Raw genomic sequence first — 15,024 nt, forward strand, 5'->3', positions numbered from 1 at the left:
TCACACCTGTTCCCATGCCGAACACAGCAGTTAAGCTCTCTAGCGCCGATGGTAGTTGGGGTTCTTCCCCTGCGAGAGTAGGACGCCGCCGGGCTTGATTAATACGAAGACACCACATATTATTATGTGGTGCTTTTTTTATTGTGAAGTGATTTAACCAAAGGTATAATGGATTCCAAATTTATTATAGTTGATAGAATATGAATTAAGTGCAATTAATTTCATTAAGTTAAGTTGTATGATTATTCCTACAAATCATCAGAATTATAGAAAGGTGGATAAATAGTTATGTATGATGTTGCAATTATTGGAGCTGGTTCAATGGGGTTGGCAGCGGGTTATTATTTAGCTAAATCAGGTAAGAATGTTTTGTTAGTTGATTCAGATAATCCACCACATGATCAAGGTTCACATCATGGTGAAACACGGCTGATCCGTCAAGCTTATGGAGAAGGATCAAGTTATGTCCCGTTAGCAATAAGAGCATTGACGTTATGGAAAGAACTAGACCTAAAAACGGAAGACAAATTGTTTTATGAAACAGGTGTATTAAATATTGGTGATAAGAACTCTGAATTCATCCAACAAGTTAGACGAAGTGCTGCTCAATTTGGTTTAGGGCTAACTGAATATTCAGCTACTGAGGTTAATAATAAGTGGCAGGGTTTTAAGTTAGGAAAAGATTTAGTCGGTTGTTTTGAGTCAGAATCTGGTGTGTTAATGAGTGAACGTTGTCTTCAAACTTATCGGGATTTAGCTTTAAATCATGGAGCTGAATTAAAATCATATGCTGTCGTACAAAATATTGTACCTAAGTCGGACTATGTTCAAATTATGCTTAATGATGGGAAGATCGATGCTCAACAAGTTATCATTAGCGCAGGTAAACATACAAATCAATTCTTAGAGATGTTAAATGAACATGCGCCTTTAACTCCAACAAGAAAAACATTTTCGTGGTTTCAAGCTAATGAGGCTTTCTATGGTGAAGACTACTTTCCTGGTTGGGCTTATGATGTGAATCAACAAACATTTTATGGTTTTCCAAGTATTGAAAACCAAGGGATAAAATTAGGTCGGCATGATGGTGGGCAAGTTGTTAAGCGACATGAACCACTGGACTCGTTTGGTGAACATACAAGTGATATAAATGATGTGCAAAACCAAGTTGAACGATTGTTTTCTGAGTCAATGGTCCATAAAGAAGGTCAGGTTTGTACTTATACTAATACGCCTGATGGTGATTTTATCATTGATCAAGTACCTGGCTATTCTCATATCCATGTGGCTTGTGGCTTTTCTGGTCACGGATTTAAGTTTAGCAGTGTTGTTGGTGAAATTTTAACGGAATTTATCATAGATGGTGAGTCTAAATTTGATTTAACACCTTTTCGATATGAACGATTTCGAAACTAAAAAGGAAAAAGCATTATAGCTTTTTCCTTTAATGTAGATTAATTGTCATCCTCATCGGACAATGATCGCTTCCATATATGTGGTCATCAACTTGAAAATGCTCGAGTTGGTCAACGATAGAATCAGATATGAGAAAATAATCGATTCTCCATCCAATATTACGTTCTCTCACTGTTTTCATATAAGACCACCAGGTAAAAATATCATCGCGCTCTGGATAGTAATGTCTTAATACGTCTGTAAAACCGCTATTAAGTAAACGTGTCATTTTGCTACGTTCTTCGTCTGTAAAGCCAGAGTTACCAATATTTGATCTGTCGTTTTTTACGTCTTGTGGTTGGTGGGCGACATTCAAATCACCACAAATAATCACAGGTTTTATCGCATTGAGTTGTTGGACATAATGCAAGAAAGCATCCTCCCATTCAAGTCGTTCTGATAAACGCTCTAATGTTCGTTTCGAGTTCGGTGTATAGACATTGATTAAATAAACGTTTTCGAATTCTAATCCTAGAACACGCCCCTCAGAATCGGCTGCTGGATGAAAATCGCCAATAAATGATCGAATGGGTGTGTGCTTGGTGAAAATGGCTGTGCCGGAGTAACCTTTGCGCTCTGCATAGTTCCAATAACATTCGTAATCATCTAGTGGTATTTCAATTTGTCCTGATTGTAATTTGATTTCTTGTACGGCAATGATGTCTGGATCCTCAGATTCGATATAATCTAAAAACCCTTTCCTGACAGCAGCTCTTAAGCCGTTGACATTCCATGATATGATTTTCATTTGTATTTCTCCTCTATTTCTCTTCTAATGCACGGTAAGCTGCGTTCATTCCTGCGACTTGGCCAGTTGAAAAGGCAGCTGTAATATTAAATCCACCTGTATAACCATGAATATCTAGAATTTCACCGCAGAAGAATAGGCGATCCATGATTTTAGAAGCCATTTGATTTGGAATAATTTCTTTTAATGAAACGCCTCCACCAGTGATGAATGCTTTTTCAATTGACAATGTTCCGTTTACTTCAAAATTAAAGTGTTTCATGAAATGTGCTAATTCCAACACCTTTTTCTTCTCAAGATGGTGATAGGTTGTGTATTCATCTAAATCAATCTGTTCTAACATATAGGAGAGAACACGTTCTTGTAAAAAAGGTTTCCATACGTGTTTAATTGATTTGTTTGGCGAACTTTCTGATGCCTCCATCAATTGTTTTACAAGTTGATCTTCATGTATATCAGGAAAGCAATCAATCGAAACCGTGATTTCGTTTACGTTATGGCGTTTTAAGGCCTTGACGACATATTGACTTAATCTAAGGGCAGCTGGTCCTGATATACCTTCATGGGTGAAGAGGACGTCCCAACGATGTGTTTTGATTGGCTTCCCATTCGGTTTTAAGGCTGTGATAGCGACATCTCGTAATGAAATACCTTGTAACGTCTTTGCCTTAATAAAAGGAGCGTTCGATGTCATTGGCACTTCGGTTGGATATAATTCAGTAATGGTATGGCCAGCTTTTTTCGCCCATGCATAGCCTTGTCCTTCACTCCCTGTATGAGGAACAGATTTACCTCCAACGGCAATCACAACAGATGTCGTTTCCACTTTCTCACCACTATCTAAGATGATGGTGTGGCTTGGTTCATCATAATGGACAGCATCGACTTTTGTTTGCAAGCGGGTATCAATACGGTAGACATCGATTTGCTCTACGAGTTTATTGACAACCGTCATAGCTTTATCATTAACAGGAAACATTCGTCCCTTATCTTCTTCTTTCAATTCAACGCCTAGTGATTCGAAATAGTCGATGATTGAATAGTTATTAAAATGGCTAAAAGCACTGTATAAGAATTTCCCATTACCAGGAATATGTTCAATTAATTCTTTATCAGGTAAGACGTTCGTGACATTACAGCGACCTCCGCCACTAATGGCTAACTTTCGACCGAGTTTTTTACCTTTTTCGATTAGTAAAGTGTTAGCACCATTTTGACCAGCTGTTATGGCTGCCATTAATCCAGATGGCCCACCACCTATTACGACGACATCATATTTCAACAGATTTCATACCCTTCTACTCATTAATTTGTTTACACTTTATGATAAAATAATAACATGAATCAGACTAGTTATTGCAGGTGAAAATATGTCCCAATCAAATATACTAAAAGGCACTATGATGTTAACGGGTGCCAATTATTTATCGAAAATACTCGGATTATTGTATGTGATTCCGTTCTTTGCTTTAGTTGGCGAATCTGGCGGCGCATTATATTCATACGCGTATAACCCCTATCAGATCTTTTTAACGATTTCATCACTCGGCGTTCCTATGGCGATGTCGAAATTTGTTGCTAAATATAACGCTTTAGAAGATTATCGAACAAAGCAAGCCGTGTTTAAATCAGGCTTATGGTTTATGGCGATAACAGGTGTTGTCACGTTCTTAATAATGTTCTTTACTGCTGACTGGCTTGCGCAGTTGTTTGTCCCAGAAGGCGGGGATTTTTCAAACTCAACAGAAGATGTTGCTTTTGTGATTAAAATGGTTAGTATCGCCTTGATTGTTGTGGCACCCATGAGCTTAGTGCGTGGCTATTTCCAAGGCCATGCGTCAATGGGACCTAGTGCAATCTCAATGGTAGTCGAACAAATCGTCCGTATTGGCTTTTTATTAGCGGCTGCATTTGTTGTATTAAAAGTGTTTGGCGGTACTATTACGTTAGCTGTTGGACTGGCTGCATTTGCTGCGTTTATTGGAGCGATTGCTTCTAGTGCGATTTTAATCTATATTTATCGCAAACGTCGTCCAGAAATTTTGCATCAAGTTGAACAAACGAAAGCATCAGAATCACCAGCTAAACGTGATTTGTATCAGGAATTATTAGCTTATGCTGGGCCGTTTATTTTAGTCGGAATCGCAACGCCATTATACCAAATGGTCGATCAACTAACGTTCAACCGTGCGATGGCCAATATCGGCTTGGCTGAAGTCTCTGAGTCGATGTTATCGGTTATTATTGTTTACGGTCATAAGTTAGTTATTATTCCAGTAACGCTTGCGATCGGGTTAGCCATGGCTTTATTGCCATCGATTACTGAAGCATTTACGAAAGATGATGCGACCACTTATCGTCGGTACATAAGTCAGGCTTTATTGATTGTCATGCTATTGATTTTTCCAGCAGCAATCGGGCTTTCCATTTTAGCTGATGAGGCATACGGCACGCTCTATGCCATTGATGAGGCGAATAGGTATGCTGGTTCCATTTTAGCCGTTTATGCCCCTGTATCGTTATTCTTTGCATTGTTTACAGTAAGTGCTTCAATGTTACAAGGTGTTAATCGTCAAAACTTCACGTTATTAAGTTTAGCAGTCGGTTTAATTATTAAGATCGCTTTGAATGTCCCAATGATTACAATGTTTGAAGCAGAGGGAGCTGTTATGGCGACAGGTTTAGGTGTGTTAACAGCAGGTTTATTAAACTTAACCGTCTTATACCGCACGACTCATTTTGAATTAAGGCCACTATTCAAAAAGTCATTATTAATCGTGATCTTAACAGCAATCATGGCCTTGGTTGTGATATTCACACGCTATCTTGTTGGGCTACCTTTTTCAGGTGACATTTCAAAACTTCAAGTGATTGTCCAACTGTTCAGCTCAGTTATCATTGGTGGTTATGTATATCTATGGTTAGCTTATAAAACTACGTTATTAGAACGATTAATTGGTGACCGTGTTCACCGATTGAAGAAAATCTTTATTTAGGAGATTATGATTATGCGTTTAGATAAATTATTAGCAAATGAAGGATATGGGACGCGAAAAGACGTCAAAAAGATCATTAAAAAAGGCAGTGTCACGATTGATGATCAAGTGATCAAAGACGTTTCGTTCCATGTCGATCCAACGCAATCTGACGTTATTGTCGATGGGATTGAGATAGACTATAGGGAATTTGTTTACCTTATGTTAAACAAACCTCAAGGTGTTATATCCGCAACAGAAGATGACCGTCATGAATGTGTAACAGATTTATTAGATTTAGAATATGACAAATTCAATTTGTTTCCGGTTGGGCGTCTTGATAAGGATACAGAAGGTTTATTACTCTTAACAAATGATGGACAATTAGCACATCAATTGACATCGCCGAAGCATAAAGTGAATAAATTATATGAGGCTGTCATTGATCAGTCGATTACAGATGAGGATATTCAAGCATTTCGTGAAGGCGTTGAGTTAGAAGACGGCTATGTGACAAAACCAGCTGAATTAACTGTTCAACATAATTTAGAAGAAGAAGCTGAAGTTTTAATTACGATTACGGAAGGTAAATTTCATCAAATTAAGCGAATGTTTGAAGCAAGAGATAAGCAAGTCAAGTATTTAAAACGACTGCAGATGGGATCACTAAAACTAGATGAATCACTTGAGCTAGGCGAAGCTCGCGAATTAACCGAAGACGAACTTAATCAATTATTGAACTAAATAAGGATGATTTGATGAGTCACTATTTTATCGGGATTAAAGTACCTCACGAGATTGGTCAAAAGCTAGTTCAAACGCAACAAGCGCTTAAACCACATGCCAGTTATAAAAACTGGGTTCATCAAGATGATTTTCATATCACGCTTAAATTTCTTGGTCATGTCGATGAATCATTAATTCCAAAATTAAAAGAAGATCTTACGCAGATCGAGTTGTCTAATCCGATTGATCTTGAAGTCAATAGGACAAGCTACTTTGGAAAACCGACACAACCTCGCGTGTTATTTGCTGAGGTGGCCTTTAATCAGGTTTTAGAATCATTAAAAAACAAAGTCGAGGATGTAGCGATCCAATACGGGTTTTCAAAAGAAAAAAGAGCATTTAAACCACATATTACTTTGGCCAAAAAATGGCGGGATCATACTGTCGAATGTGATTCAAATGTATTAGAACAAATCTTCAATCCATCTTTAGACTTTCGAGTGAATACGTTCCAACTGTTTCAAATACATCCATCTGAAGAGCCTAAGTATCAAGCGATAGACCAATTTCAATTTGTAGAGATAGGTGACATATAATGGCACAGTTAATTAAATTACAAGACTATGTTTCTCGATATGAACAAGATATATTTCGCTATCCAGGCCAATTTATACGATTGAAAAAAGAAAACTATGAAGGTATCAAACAACAATGGCTTGAACAAAAGGAACAAGATCAAATAAGCCCTATTGTTGAAGAAGAGGAAGTTGATAAGAAGAAAGGTTTTTTTAAGAAATGGTTTAAAAAAGAAGAGGAAGACGACCAATTTGAAACTGTTGATCATGCCATTTCGCAATTACCTGATGATGAAAATGAATTAAAACGTGATTTCTTAGATCGAATTTTTCAGTTCCAATTAAAATGGGCATCGAGTACTTTACATGAAGTGTCTTTTCTTGATCGTATATACGAAACAGATGATCAATTAAAATATTTTCTTATGCGTTTTCCAGATACATTCTTATTATACTATCAACCTATATTTAAGTTGAATAAAGCATTGTTAGAAGGCGATATTATTATGGTGACCCCTACGTCTATTCAATGTATTTATTGGTTGGATACTGATGATGAAAGTGTGGTCTATGAAGCGGTGGACCAACGGAAATGGAAGAAGAGAATCAATGGAGAAGAGAAGTCTATTGTTAACCCTAATATTGCATTAAAGCGAATGGAGGGAGCAATTCGAAGTATTTTAAACTACCATGAGATTGATTATACAATTGAAAAAATTGTGTTATCTCAAAATGGTGTGATCCAATACAATCATTCTCCTCAACAAACGCATTATATTGATCAGTCAACTTATGAAACATGGTTTCACAATCAACGAACGACTTCAACACCTTTAAAACACCAACAACTAAAAGTCGCTGGTGCTTTATTAGAGCATACTCAAACAACATCAATTAATCGACCGGAATGGGAAGATGTTGAAGAGGATTTCTGAGCCTATTCGTGAATGATATTAGCAGATGGTTTGCCAAGATAAAAGCCTTGGGCAAGATGAACGCCCCTGGCTTGCAACCATTTCATCTCATCCTCTGTTTCAATTCCTTCAGCCAATATAGTTAAATTAAGTTGATCTGCAATATCAATCGCACGATCGATAAAATCTTGGTTTGCCTTGTTAATATGACAATCACGAACATAGCCACGATCAATTTTAATAATGTCAGTGTTTAATTGATTCAAAACGTCAAGATTATTATAGCCACTTCCCACATCATCTAAGGCAACCCTCATACCAGATTGTTTATATTGTGTTAATATGCTTTCTAAATGTGACATATCATCAATATATTCAGTTTCGACCACTTCAAAGACTAACTCATTCTTTGGTACATTAAACTCCTCAATAGTTTGAAAGGTATGTTTTAGACAAAATTCCGGATTATAGATTGAGGAAGGTAAAAAGTTAATAAATAAATAGTAGCCAGGTCCGATTCTATCTGCTTTAGTTTGAATCGCTAATCGACGGGCGCGCTGATCCAAGTAGGAATGTAGACCAGCATTTTGAGCAAACTGAAATAAATTACCAGGATTAACGATGTTTTGATGAATACGTAAGAGTGATTCGTATCCGTAAAGTTCTTCAGATTGCAAATGATAGATTGGTTGTAGATGAGCTTCGAAGGCTTCATTGTCGATTAACTCCACAAATTCAGGATTCAAAATTCGGTGGTAAAGATGTTGAATCGTTAAATGAATGGGATGTTCATTAAGATCATGACCATAGACTCGAATCCAGTCGGTTTCTGACACTGTTTCTATTAAAGGAGATAATAACTCGATTAAATGATCATGATTTTGAAAATGCATTTGAAGAAAAGCCTCGTTATAGTCTGAGCTTAAAGATGGATGATTAATTAATTGTTGGTAAGCGTTGGTCTCTTGATGGACAAAAATCGATCCTTCTTTAGGTAATGGTGAAATGGTTCCACATAAATGACATAGCATTAAAATTTCCACTCCAATTTGTTTGTGTTAAGGGGGATTATGATGTATCAATGGATCGTTAATCCAATAGCTGGTAATCATCTAGGAAGCCAAGTGGTACAGCAATTCTTGGATAAAAGACCAGACCTAAAGGACCAATGTTCTGTTAATTATACGAAATACGAGGGACATGCGCAACAATTAGCATCAACGATTATAGGTCAAAATACCGATATATTAATCGTCGTCGGTGGGGATGGAACATTACAAGAAGTGCTCAACGGTTTTACAGACGACCAGAATGTTCCTATCGCTTTCATTCCTACTGGAACAGGTAATGACTTCGCTCGAGGCATAGGAATTACTAAACACCCGTTGGCTCAATTATATAAAGTGTTTTCAGAGTTCGATGTTATTAGAATGCAGCTCGGTGTAATGAAGACGGAAAGTAATCTTATTCGTTTTACAACAAGTGCAGGTATTGGGTTAGATGCTGATGTTGCTTCGATAATTAATGAACAAAGATTTAGTCGAACTCGCTCAAGTCGCTTCAAGTACACTTCAATCTATCTTAGAACGGTGTTAAAACAAATTATTTTTGGAAAAACTAAAAATTTGTCTTTAAATGTAGATGGTAGTTGTATTAGAATGAATAATACATGACTCGTAACAATTAGTATACTTCCTTACTTCGGTGGAGGACTAAAAATCGCGCCAGAAGCGGATTGGTCAAAGAATAAGTTAGTGATTACAACAGTTGAACCTATTAATCGTTGGTTATTATTAGGATTGCTTTCGACATTATTCTTTGCAGAGCATACGCGATTTAAGTCTGTCCATACATACCACGCAAGTGCTGTCTCTTTAGAAGGTGAAACGTTATTAACCTATCAAGTAGACGGTTCAACAGGACGGGCAAAACGGATTGAAATTGGTAGAGAAATACATTTCACAACATTTCTGCGATAGTTTTACCAATAATCCTCTTGAAAACTTCCTTTCTATTAAGTTATTCTGTTTAAGTCTGACTTTTTAATTATAATTTGGACGACACGTCATTTAAGAGTAGGTGAATGTAACATGGAACAACATGTTCTTGGCTCTGACTGGCTAATTACCCCTGCTGGAGGAACATCAGGTGAGGCGTATTTAGCAGAAAATAGCCAAAATCAAAAGTTATTTCTAAAACGTAATTCATCACCATTCCTAGCTATTTTGTCAGCAGAAGGAATTGTCCCTAAACTGGTATGGACAAAACGGTTGGCCGATGGGGATGTGATCACTGCCCAAAAATGGTTAGAGGGACGCGTTTTATCTAAAGGAGAAATGCAACAAGACACGGTCGTTCAACTAATGAGCAAAATCCATCATTCCTCTGAGATCTTACATTTGTTTATGCGTATGGGCAAAAAACCTTTAGAACCATGGCATTTTCTTGTTCAATTACAGGAAAAAGCTCGATCGTTGTCGTCATCAGATAAAATGTTTATGAAACGTGTGACTCAATTCTTATCGAATCATGTTCATCATGTTGAAAACCAACGCAAGGTTGTATGTCATGCTGATGTTAATCATGAGAATTGGTTATTAGGTGAAGATCACCATTTATACTTGATAGATTGGGATAATGCAGTATTAGCTGACCCGGCAATGGACTTGAGCATGATGCTCTATCAATATATTCCACGTTCGAACTGGGAAACATGGCTAGATCAATACGGCGTAACCCTTGATCAATCATTATTAGCTCGAATTCAATGGTATCGTGTAGCACAATCATTATCCTATTATTTATGGCACTTAGAGCAAAATGACTACCCAGAAAGCGAAAAGTGGAAAAAACAATTATTAAATGAACAATCACTGTTTATTGATCATTAAAATATAATCTATATCCTTGTTTTACAACTTGGATATAGATTTTTTTATTGTATAATAGAACTAGCTTAAATGAATGGAGTAAAAGGATAGGTGTAAACAATGAGATTAAGAAATAAACCATGGGCAGAAGACTATATTCATAATCATTCTCATATAGTTGAGCTAAATCCCTATGAACGAAAAGGGCAATGGCAAGAATTATTTGATCATCAACAACCGCTAGCATTAGAAATTGGTACAGGTAAAGGACGTTTTATTGATGGCATGGCCAGACAACATCCTGAGATGAACTTCATTGGTATTGAGCGTGATAAGAATGTTATTGTAAGCGCAATCGAAAAATTGAATGACCCTGAAGTTCATAACGCACAATTAATTCACGAAAATGCGAAAGATTTGAGAGATATGTTCGGTGAGAATGAAGTAGATTATTTATACTTGAATTTTTCTGATCCTTGGCCAAAAACTCGACATGAAAAGCGTCGGTTAACTTATTATACTTTCTTAGAACAGTACCAAAACGTTTTAAAAGATGATGGCACGATCATTATGAAAACGGATAATCGTCAATTATTTGAGTATAGCTTAGTGAGTTTTTCACAGTTCGGTATGACACTTCAAGAAGTTTCGCTTGATTTACATGCGACTGATGATGGGACTAATATTATGACAGAATATGAAGAGAAATTCTCTGAAAAAGGCCAAGTGATTTATCGTTGCAAAGCATCTTTTACAAATAATACAGATCTTAAATGAGGTGACAGTATGGAATCGATGACAATTGGACGAGCTCAATTAACATGGCTAAACGGTGGGGTAACCCATATGGATGGAGGCGCCATGTTCGGAGTTGTTCCTTATCCACTATGGACGAAGAAGTATCCACCTAATGACAAGCAACAAATCGAACTCAGATGTGACCCGATTTTATTACAAGTCGACGGCTATAATATGTTGATTGAGTCAGGGATTGGTTTTGGTAAGCTGAATGATAAATTAAAACGTAACTTCGGTGTACTTGAAGAATCGAAGGTGTTATCTTCTCTAGCCCAATTGGATCTCTCAGCTGAATCTATAGATACGATTTTAATGACGCATCTTCATTTTGATCATGCGAGTGGATTAACCTATCGTGATGAGCAGGGTGAACTTCAGCCGACTTTTCCTAATGCGACAATTATTACCTCACAAGTAGAGTGGGATGAAATGAGAGAGCCGAATATGCGGTCTAAAAATACATATTGGCAAGAAAATTGGGAGCCCATTCAACATCAAGTTCAAACATTTGCTGGACGATATGATGTCTTGCCTAGTTTAACTATGACTCATACGAGTGGGCATAGTCATGGTCATAGTGTTATTCATTACAAAGACGATCTTGATCGTTTCATTCATATGGCTGACTTAATGCCAACACATGCTCACCAAAATCCTTTGTGGGTCTTGGCTTATGATGATTATCCAGTCACAAGTGTTCATGAAAAACAGGCACTCTTAAATGAGGCGTATGAAACGAATCGTTGGTTTGTTTTTTATCATGATGCGTATTACCGCGCGCTTCGTTTCGATGAGAATCAATCGATTTCAGACTATGTAGAACGAGAACGTTATGCCTACGAATGATGATCTATATTAAAATTAGGTTATGTTAAAGTTCAGTCAAATGACAAAGCACTGAGTTGTTGAATTGTGAGGAGCGAAGGTGGCGACTCCTGGTCGACTAAAAGCGGTCACGTCCTGTGACCAACGTCGACATTAGGCCGTCCGGGCCGTCACGGGAATAGCACGAGTCTCGAGACCCCCAGAGGCCCACAGGATGTGGGTCACTTCGGCGTTTGTGATTGACGTCCGGCACTTAGCCGAAGTTCCTTTAGTTGCCGAGGAGGCTCGAGCCGTGCCCCTGCATAGAAAACACTGTGAAAAACGAACGTAGTGAGATTGAGCAGATGTTGCACTTGTGCCCTATGGGTAAAAGCGTCCACCGAGAGCGGATCACAATTTCAACAACGGACTTTAACAGAGACTAAAATTAAAATAACCCTCAGTTCAAATCTGTTTTAAACAGTCATGAACTGGGGGTTAATCGTTTGTGTACTTAAGATTCAATTAATTTATACCTGTCTAGAATCTGGCCAGTAGTAGCATCCGCAACAAATTGATGTTGTTCTGTCTTTCCGTCAATTGTTCGAGACACGCCACCTTCATAAACTTGGAAAGATTGTCCGTTATGGTCATAAGCTTTCTTGTCCATTAAAATCCAAGATCCACTAATAGGCCCTGATTGTTTAAATTCTTCTTTTACTCGATTTAATGCCACCTCAGGCACTAACCATTGATCTTTTACTTTTTTACCAACTATTGTTCCGACGGCAATGCCAACAGTTGCAGGCACAACTAGTTTATACCATTTCATGTAAAATCACTCCATTAATAAGTCATTTTACCTTATTATAACGACTGTATAATGGAAAAGGAAATAAAATGTGATGGATTATCAAAAATTTTCTGTTAAAATAAAAGAGGATTCTATTATGCTTGGAGTGATAATCTTGAATCAAGAGACAAAAGAAATGTTTAAAACGTTAACAGAACTTCCAGGGGCACCGGGTCACGAACATGAAGTTCGTCAGTTTATGCGACAAGAATTACATAAATATTCTGATGAAGTTGTTCAAGACCGTTTAGGTGGTGTCTTTGGTGTACGTCATGGCGAAGGACCTAAAGTTATGGTTGCAGGCCACATGGATGAGGTAGGGTTCATGGTGACCCAAGTGACTAAGAACGGTATGTTACGCTTCCAAACCTTAGGTGGCTGGTGGAGTCAAGTTATGCTTGCGCAACGTGTTCAAGTGATGACAGACCATGGACCTGTTACAGGTGTGATTGGTTCAACACCACCGCATAACTTAACACCAGAACAACGGAAGAAACCAATGGAAGTTAAAGATATGTTAATTGATATTGGTGCAGATGATGAAGAAGATGTGAAGCGAATTGGAGTTAAGCCAGGGCAACCGATTGTTCCTGTTTGCCCATTCACTGAAATGGCAAATGAAAAGAAAGTGATGGCAAAAGCTTGGGATAATCGTTATGGCTGTGGTTTATCGATTGAACTATTAAAAGAATTACAAGGTGAGAGCTTGAACCATACGCTCTATTCAGGTGCAACCGTGCAAGAAGAAGTAGGACTTCGCGGTGCTCAAGTGGCTGCGAATATGATTGATCCGGATTTGTTTTTTGCATTAGATGCATCACCGGCAAATGATATGGAAGGTGATGACAAAGAGTTTGGTCAATTAGGCAAAGGTGCATTATTACGTATTTTCGACCGAACAATGATTACACATCGTGGTATGCGTGAATTCATTCTTGATACCGCAGAATCTAAGGATATTCCATATCAGTACTTCATTTCGCAGGGTGGAACTGATGCAGGTCGAGTACACACTTCAAACGATGGTGTGCCATCAGCAGTGGTAGGTATTTGTTCCCGTTATATTCATACAAGCTCATCTATGATTCATATTGATGATTATGCTGCAGCCAAAGAATTATTAACAAACTTGGTTAAATCCATTGACCAATCAACTGTCGATTCGATCAAACAAAATAGCTAAAATTTATATATTGACAATCTTTATGCGCACGTTAAAATAAGAGAGATGAACTAAAATTGTTCATCTCTCTATTTATAAGAGGCTATTTAAATGTATAAACGAGTACATCTAAAGCTTGATCAATGGTTTCAACCGTTACATTAGCTTTGTTAGATAATTCTTTTAAAGGATGTACTAATGATTCAGGTCGAATCAGAATCAGAGGCTTGTTTAATCCAATGGCTATTCCAGCGTCCATAGCTGTATTCCATTGTTTATAAGATTCCCCAAAAAGAGCGATTACGGCATCTGCTTGTTGCATCATTAATTGTGTTCTAAAGTTATTGATGCTTGATGCTGCATCGTCTCGGTCAATTTGGTTAGGTTGTTGACCTAATATTTGTTCACCAATGTCATCAGATAAATCATGATTTTCTTGGGGACCTGAAAATTTTAAATCTAAATCATGTTGCTTGGCTTTCGATTTTAATTGATCACGCCAATCATCATGAATTTGACCAGCTAAATAGATTGATAAAGTCATTTAATATCCTCCTTGTAGAGATTGATGTTATCATTAATAATGAATAGAGAAAATTCATTTGTCAAATAACTTAATAGAAAACTAGTTTCGGAGGGAAATGAATTGAAGAGAATTGCAGGAATCGGGATTGTATTACTTGGTTTCGTCTTAGGGGCTTGTTCACCTTCAATGGATGAAGCATTTAATGAAGCCGAAAATAATGTTAAAGAGACGTTTTTATCGTCTGATACAAAAGAAACAAATGAGAGCTTCGATCAATTTGATATTTATAAACCAGAAGAATTAGAAGTACGTGAACAAAATAAAAGTAATGTTGTCTTTCAAGAAGATGATCAATCGTATGTATTGTTCATTAATGAATTTGAAGCACCGAATAGTAAATGGTTCTATAATCAAATTGAAAATAAAGGGCTCTATCTAAAAACATTTGAAACTGAGGATGCATTTGCATACTTACAAGCAAAAGAATACGATGAAGAACGTTATGAAATCCATGTAGGCATTGGCGGAATTAAGATGTCAACAGTTTCAAGTGTAAGTGATATTGAAGAAGATATTACGATGATGATCGAGATGATTGAATCTGTAAATCAACAATAA

The 15,024-nt window shown here is 37.3% G+C and carries 17 protein-coding genes and 1 rRNA gene; 13 read left to right on the plus strand and 5 right to left on the minus strand.

The window, feature by feature from the left end; translation table 11 throughout:
* Nucleotides 1-94 (plus strand): 5S ribosomal RNA (rrf, locus tag J2S77_RS10475); the annotation flags it as partial.
* Between the two features lie 194 nt (nt 95-288).
* Nucleotides 289-1,416 carry an N-methyl-L-tryptophan oxidase gene (gene solA / locus J2S77_RS10480; RefSeq protein ID WP_306977128.1) on the plus strand — a complete coding sequence of 376 codons (1,128 nt, stop codon included), beginning with the start codon at nt 289-291 and terminating at the stop codon, nt 1,414-1,416.
* A gap of 28 nt (nt 1,417-1,444) precedes the next feature.
* On the opposite strand, the gene J2S77_RS10485 is transcribed toward solA, so the two are convergent.
* Both J2S77_RS10485 and J2S77_RS10490 read right to left on the minus strand, forming a co-directional pair.
* Nucleotides 1,445-2,203 carry an exodeoxyribonuclease III gene (locus J2S77_RS10485; RefSeq protein WP_306977130.1) on the minus strand — a complete coding sequence of 253 codons (759 nt, stop codon included), beginning with the start codon at nt 2,201-2,203 and terminating at the stop codon, nt 1,445-1,447.
* A gap of 13 nt (nt 2,204-2,216) precedes the next feature.
* Nucleotides 2,217-3,485, minus strand: a complete 1,269-nt coding sequence (locus J2S77_RS10490) for a BaiN/RdsA family NAD(P)/FAD-dependent oxidoreductase (RefSeq protein WP_306977133.1) — start codon at nt 3,483-3,485, stop codon at nt 2,217-2,219.
* A gap of 88 nt (nt 3,486-3,573) precedes the next feature.
* Here J2S77_RS10490 and J2S77_RS10495 point away from each other — a divergent pair, with 88 nt between their 5' ends.
* The 4 genes from J2S77_RS10495 to J2S77_RS10510 are packed head-to-tail and all read left to right on the plus strand — an operon-like array spanning nt 3,574 to nt 7,414.
* Nucleotides 3,574-5,199 (plus strand): putative polysaccharide biosynthesis protein, encoded by a 1,626-nt coding sequence (locus J2S77_RS10495; RefSeq protein ID WP_306977134.1) that lies wholly within the window; start codon nt 3,574-3,576, stop codon nt 5,197-5,199.
* 12 nt (nt 5,200-5,211) lie between these two features.
* Nucleotides 5,212-5,922, plus strand: a complete 711-nt coding sequence (locus tag J2S77_RS10500; protein ID WP_306977136.1) for a pseudouridine synthase — start codon at nt 5,212-5,214, stop codon at nt 5,920-5,922.
* A gap of 14 nt (nt 5,923-5,936) precedes the next feature.
* A complete protein-coding gene (thpR, locus tag J2S77_RS10505; protein WP_306977137.1) occupies nt 5,937-6,500 on the plus strand; it encodes an RNA 2',3'-cyclic phosphodiesterase in 564 nt (187 codons plus the stop codon).
* The gene (locus J2S77_RS10510; RefSeq protein ID WP_306977139.1) at nt 6,500-7,414 is read left to right on the plus strand and encodes an NERD domain-containing protein; all 915 of its coding nucleotides are present in this window, start codon (nt 6,500-6,502) and stop codon (nt 7,412-7,414) included. Before thpR ends, J2S77_RS10510 begins: the two co-directional genes overlap by 1 nt.
* Before the next feature lie 2 nt (nt 7,415-7,416).
* Here the strand turns inward: J2S77_RS10510 and J2S77_RS10515 are convergent, their stop codons facing one another.
* Entirely contained in the window at nt 7,417-8,424 is a 1,008-nt protein-coding gene (locus tag J2S77_RS10515) for an EAL domain-containing protein (protein WP_306977141.1), read from the minus strand.
* Between the two features lie 42 nt (nt 8,425-8,466).
* On the opposite strand from J2S77_RS10515, the gene J2S77_RS10520 reads away from it, so the two are divergent.
* From J2S77_RS10520 to J2S77_RS10540, 5 genes are all read left to right on the plus strand, one after another.
* Complete coding sequence (locus tag J2S77_RS10520) at nt 8,467-9,066, plus strand: diacylglycerol/lipid kinase family protein (protein ID WP_306977144.1); 600 nt, start codon at nt 8,467-8,469, stop codon at nt 9,064-9,066.
* Nucleotides 9,067-9,081: 15 nt separating this feature from the next.
* Nucleotides 9,082-9,372 carry a diacylglycerol kinase family protein gene (locus tag J2S77_RS10525; RefSeq protein ID WP_370871827.1) on the plus strand — a complete coding sequence of 97 codons (291 nt, stop codon included), beginning with the start codon at nt 9,082-9,084 and terminating at the stop codon, nt 9,370-9,372.
* 111 nt (nt 9,373-9,483) lie between these two features.
* The gene (locus J2S77_RS10530; RefSeq protein WP_306977145.1) at nt 9,484-10,284 is read left to right on the plus strand and encodes a phosphotransferase family protein; all 801 of its coding nucleotides are present in this window, start codon (nt 9,484-9,486) and stop codon (nt 10,282-10,284) included.
* Nucleotides 10,285-10,383: 99 nt separating this feature from the next.
* On the plus strand, nt 10,384-11,040 hold the full coding sequence (gene trmB, locus J2S77_RS10535) for a tRNA (guanosine(46)-N7)-methyltransferase TrmB (RefSeq protein WP_306977149.1): 657 nt from the start codon (nt 10,384-10,386) through the stop codon (nt 11,038-11,040).
* Between the two features lie 9 nt (nt 11,041-11,049).
* Nucleotides 11,050-11,907 (plus strand): YtnP family quorum-quenching lactonase, encoded by an 858-nt coding sequence (locus tag J2S77_RS10540; RefSeq protein ID WP_306977151.1) that lies wholly within the window; start codon nt 11,050-11,052, stop codon nt 11,905-11,907.
* Nucleotides 11,908-12,379: 472 nt separating this feature from the next.
* On the opposite strand, the gene J2S77_RS10545 is transcribed toward J2S77_RS10540, so the two are convergent.
* On the minus strand, nt 12,380-12,697 hold the full coding sequence (locus J2S77_RS10545; RefSeq protein ID WP_306977153.1) for a peptidase M4: 318 nt from the start codon (nt 12,695-12,697) through the stop codon (nt 12,380-12,382).
* A gap of 136 nt (nt 12,698-12,833) precedes the next feature.
* Here J2S77_RS10545 and J2S77_RS10550 point away from each other — a divergent pair, with 136 nt between their 5' ends.
* Nucleotides 12,834-13,901, plus strand: a complete 1,068-nt coding sequence (locus J2S77_RS10550) for a M42 family metallopeptidase (protein ID WP_306977316.1) — start codon at nt 12,834-12,836, stop codon at nt 13,899-13,901.
* A gap of 82 nt (nt 13,902-13,983) precedes the next feature.
* Here the strand turns inward: J2S77_RS10550 and J2S77_RS10555 are convergent, their stop codons facing one another.
* Nucleotides 13,984-14,424, minus strand: coding sequence for a YtoQ family protein (locus J2S77_RS10555; protein WP_306977155.1), 441 nt, complete (start codon nt 14,422-14,424; stop codon nt 13,984-13,986).
* 102 nt (nt 14,425-14,526) lie between these two features.
* Here J2S77_RS10555 and J2S77_RS10560 point away from each other — a divergent pair, with 102 nt between their 5' ends.
* Complete coding sequence (locus tag J2S77_RS10560; protein WP_306977157.1) at nt 14,527-15,024, plus strand: hypothetical protein; 498 nt, start codon at nt 14,527-14,529, stop codon at nt 15,022-15,024.

It is taken from the genome of Alkalibacillus salilacus (assembly GCF_030812915.1).
In the GTDB taxonomy this organism is placed as follows: Bacteria; Bacillota; Bacilli; order Bacillales; family Alkalibacillaceae; genus Alkalibacillus; species Alkalibacillus salilacus.

Bases quoted from the DNA above. Each gene is read 5' to 3' on its own strand.
- solA (WP_306977128.1), top strand. From the start codon at position 289: ATGTATGATGTTGCAATTATTGGAGCTGGTTCAATGGGGTTGGCAGCG.
- J2S77_RS10485 (WP_306977130.1), bottom strand. From the start codon at position 2,203: ATGAAAATCATATCATGGAATGTCAACGGCTTAAGAGCTGCTGTCAGG.
- J2S77_RS10495 (WP_306977134.1), top strand. From the start codon at position 3,574: ATGTCCCAATCAAATATACTAAAAGGCACTATGATGTTAACGGGTGCC.
- J2S77_RS10500 (WP_306977136.1), top strand. From the start codon at position 5,212: ATGCGTTTAGATAAATTATTAGCAAATGAAGGATATGGGACGCGAAAA.
- thpR (WP_306977137.1), top strand. From the start codon at position 5,937: ATGAGTCACTATTTTATCGGGATTAAAGTACCTCACGAGATTGGTCAA.
- J2S77_RS10510 (WP_306977139.1), top strand. From the start codon at position 6,500: ATGGCACAGTTAATTAAATTACAAGACTATGTTTCTCGATATGAACAA.
- J2S77_RS10515 (WP_306977141.1), bottom strand. From the start codon at position 8,424: ATGCTATGTCATTTATGTGGAACCATTTCACCATTACCTAAAGAAGGA.
- J2S77_RS10520 (WP_306977144.1), top strand. From the start codon at position 8,467: ATGTATCAATGGATCGTTAATCCAATAGCTGGTAATCATCTAGGAAGC.
- J2S77_RS10530 (WP_306977145.1), top strand. From the start codon at position 9,484: ATGGAACAACATGTTCTTGGCTCTGACTGGCTAATTACCCCTGCTGGA.
- trmB (WP_306977149.1), top strand. From the start codon at position 10,384: ATGAGATTAAGAAATAAACCATGGGCAGAAGACTATATTCATAATCAT.
- J2S77_RS10540 (WP_306977151.1), top strand. From the start codon at position 11,050: ATGGAATCGATGACAATTGGACGAGCTCAATTAACATGGCTAAACGGT.
- J2S77_RS10545 (WP_306977153.1), bottom strand. From the start codon at position 12,697: ATGAAATGGTATAAACTAGTTGTGCCTGCAACTGTTGGCATTGCCGTC.
- J2S77_RS10555 (WP_306977155.1), bottom strand. From the start codon at position 14,424: ATGACTTTATCAATCTATTTAGCTGGTCAAATTCATGATGATTGGCGT.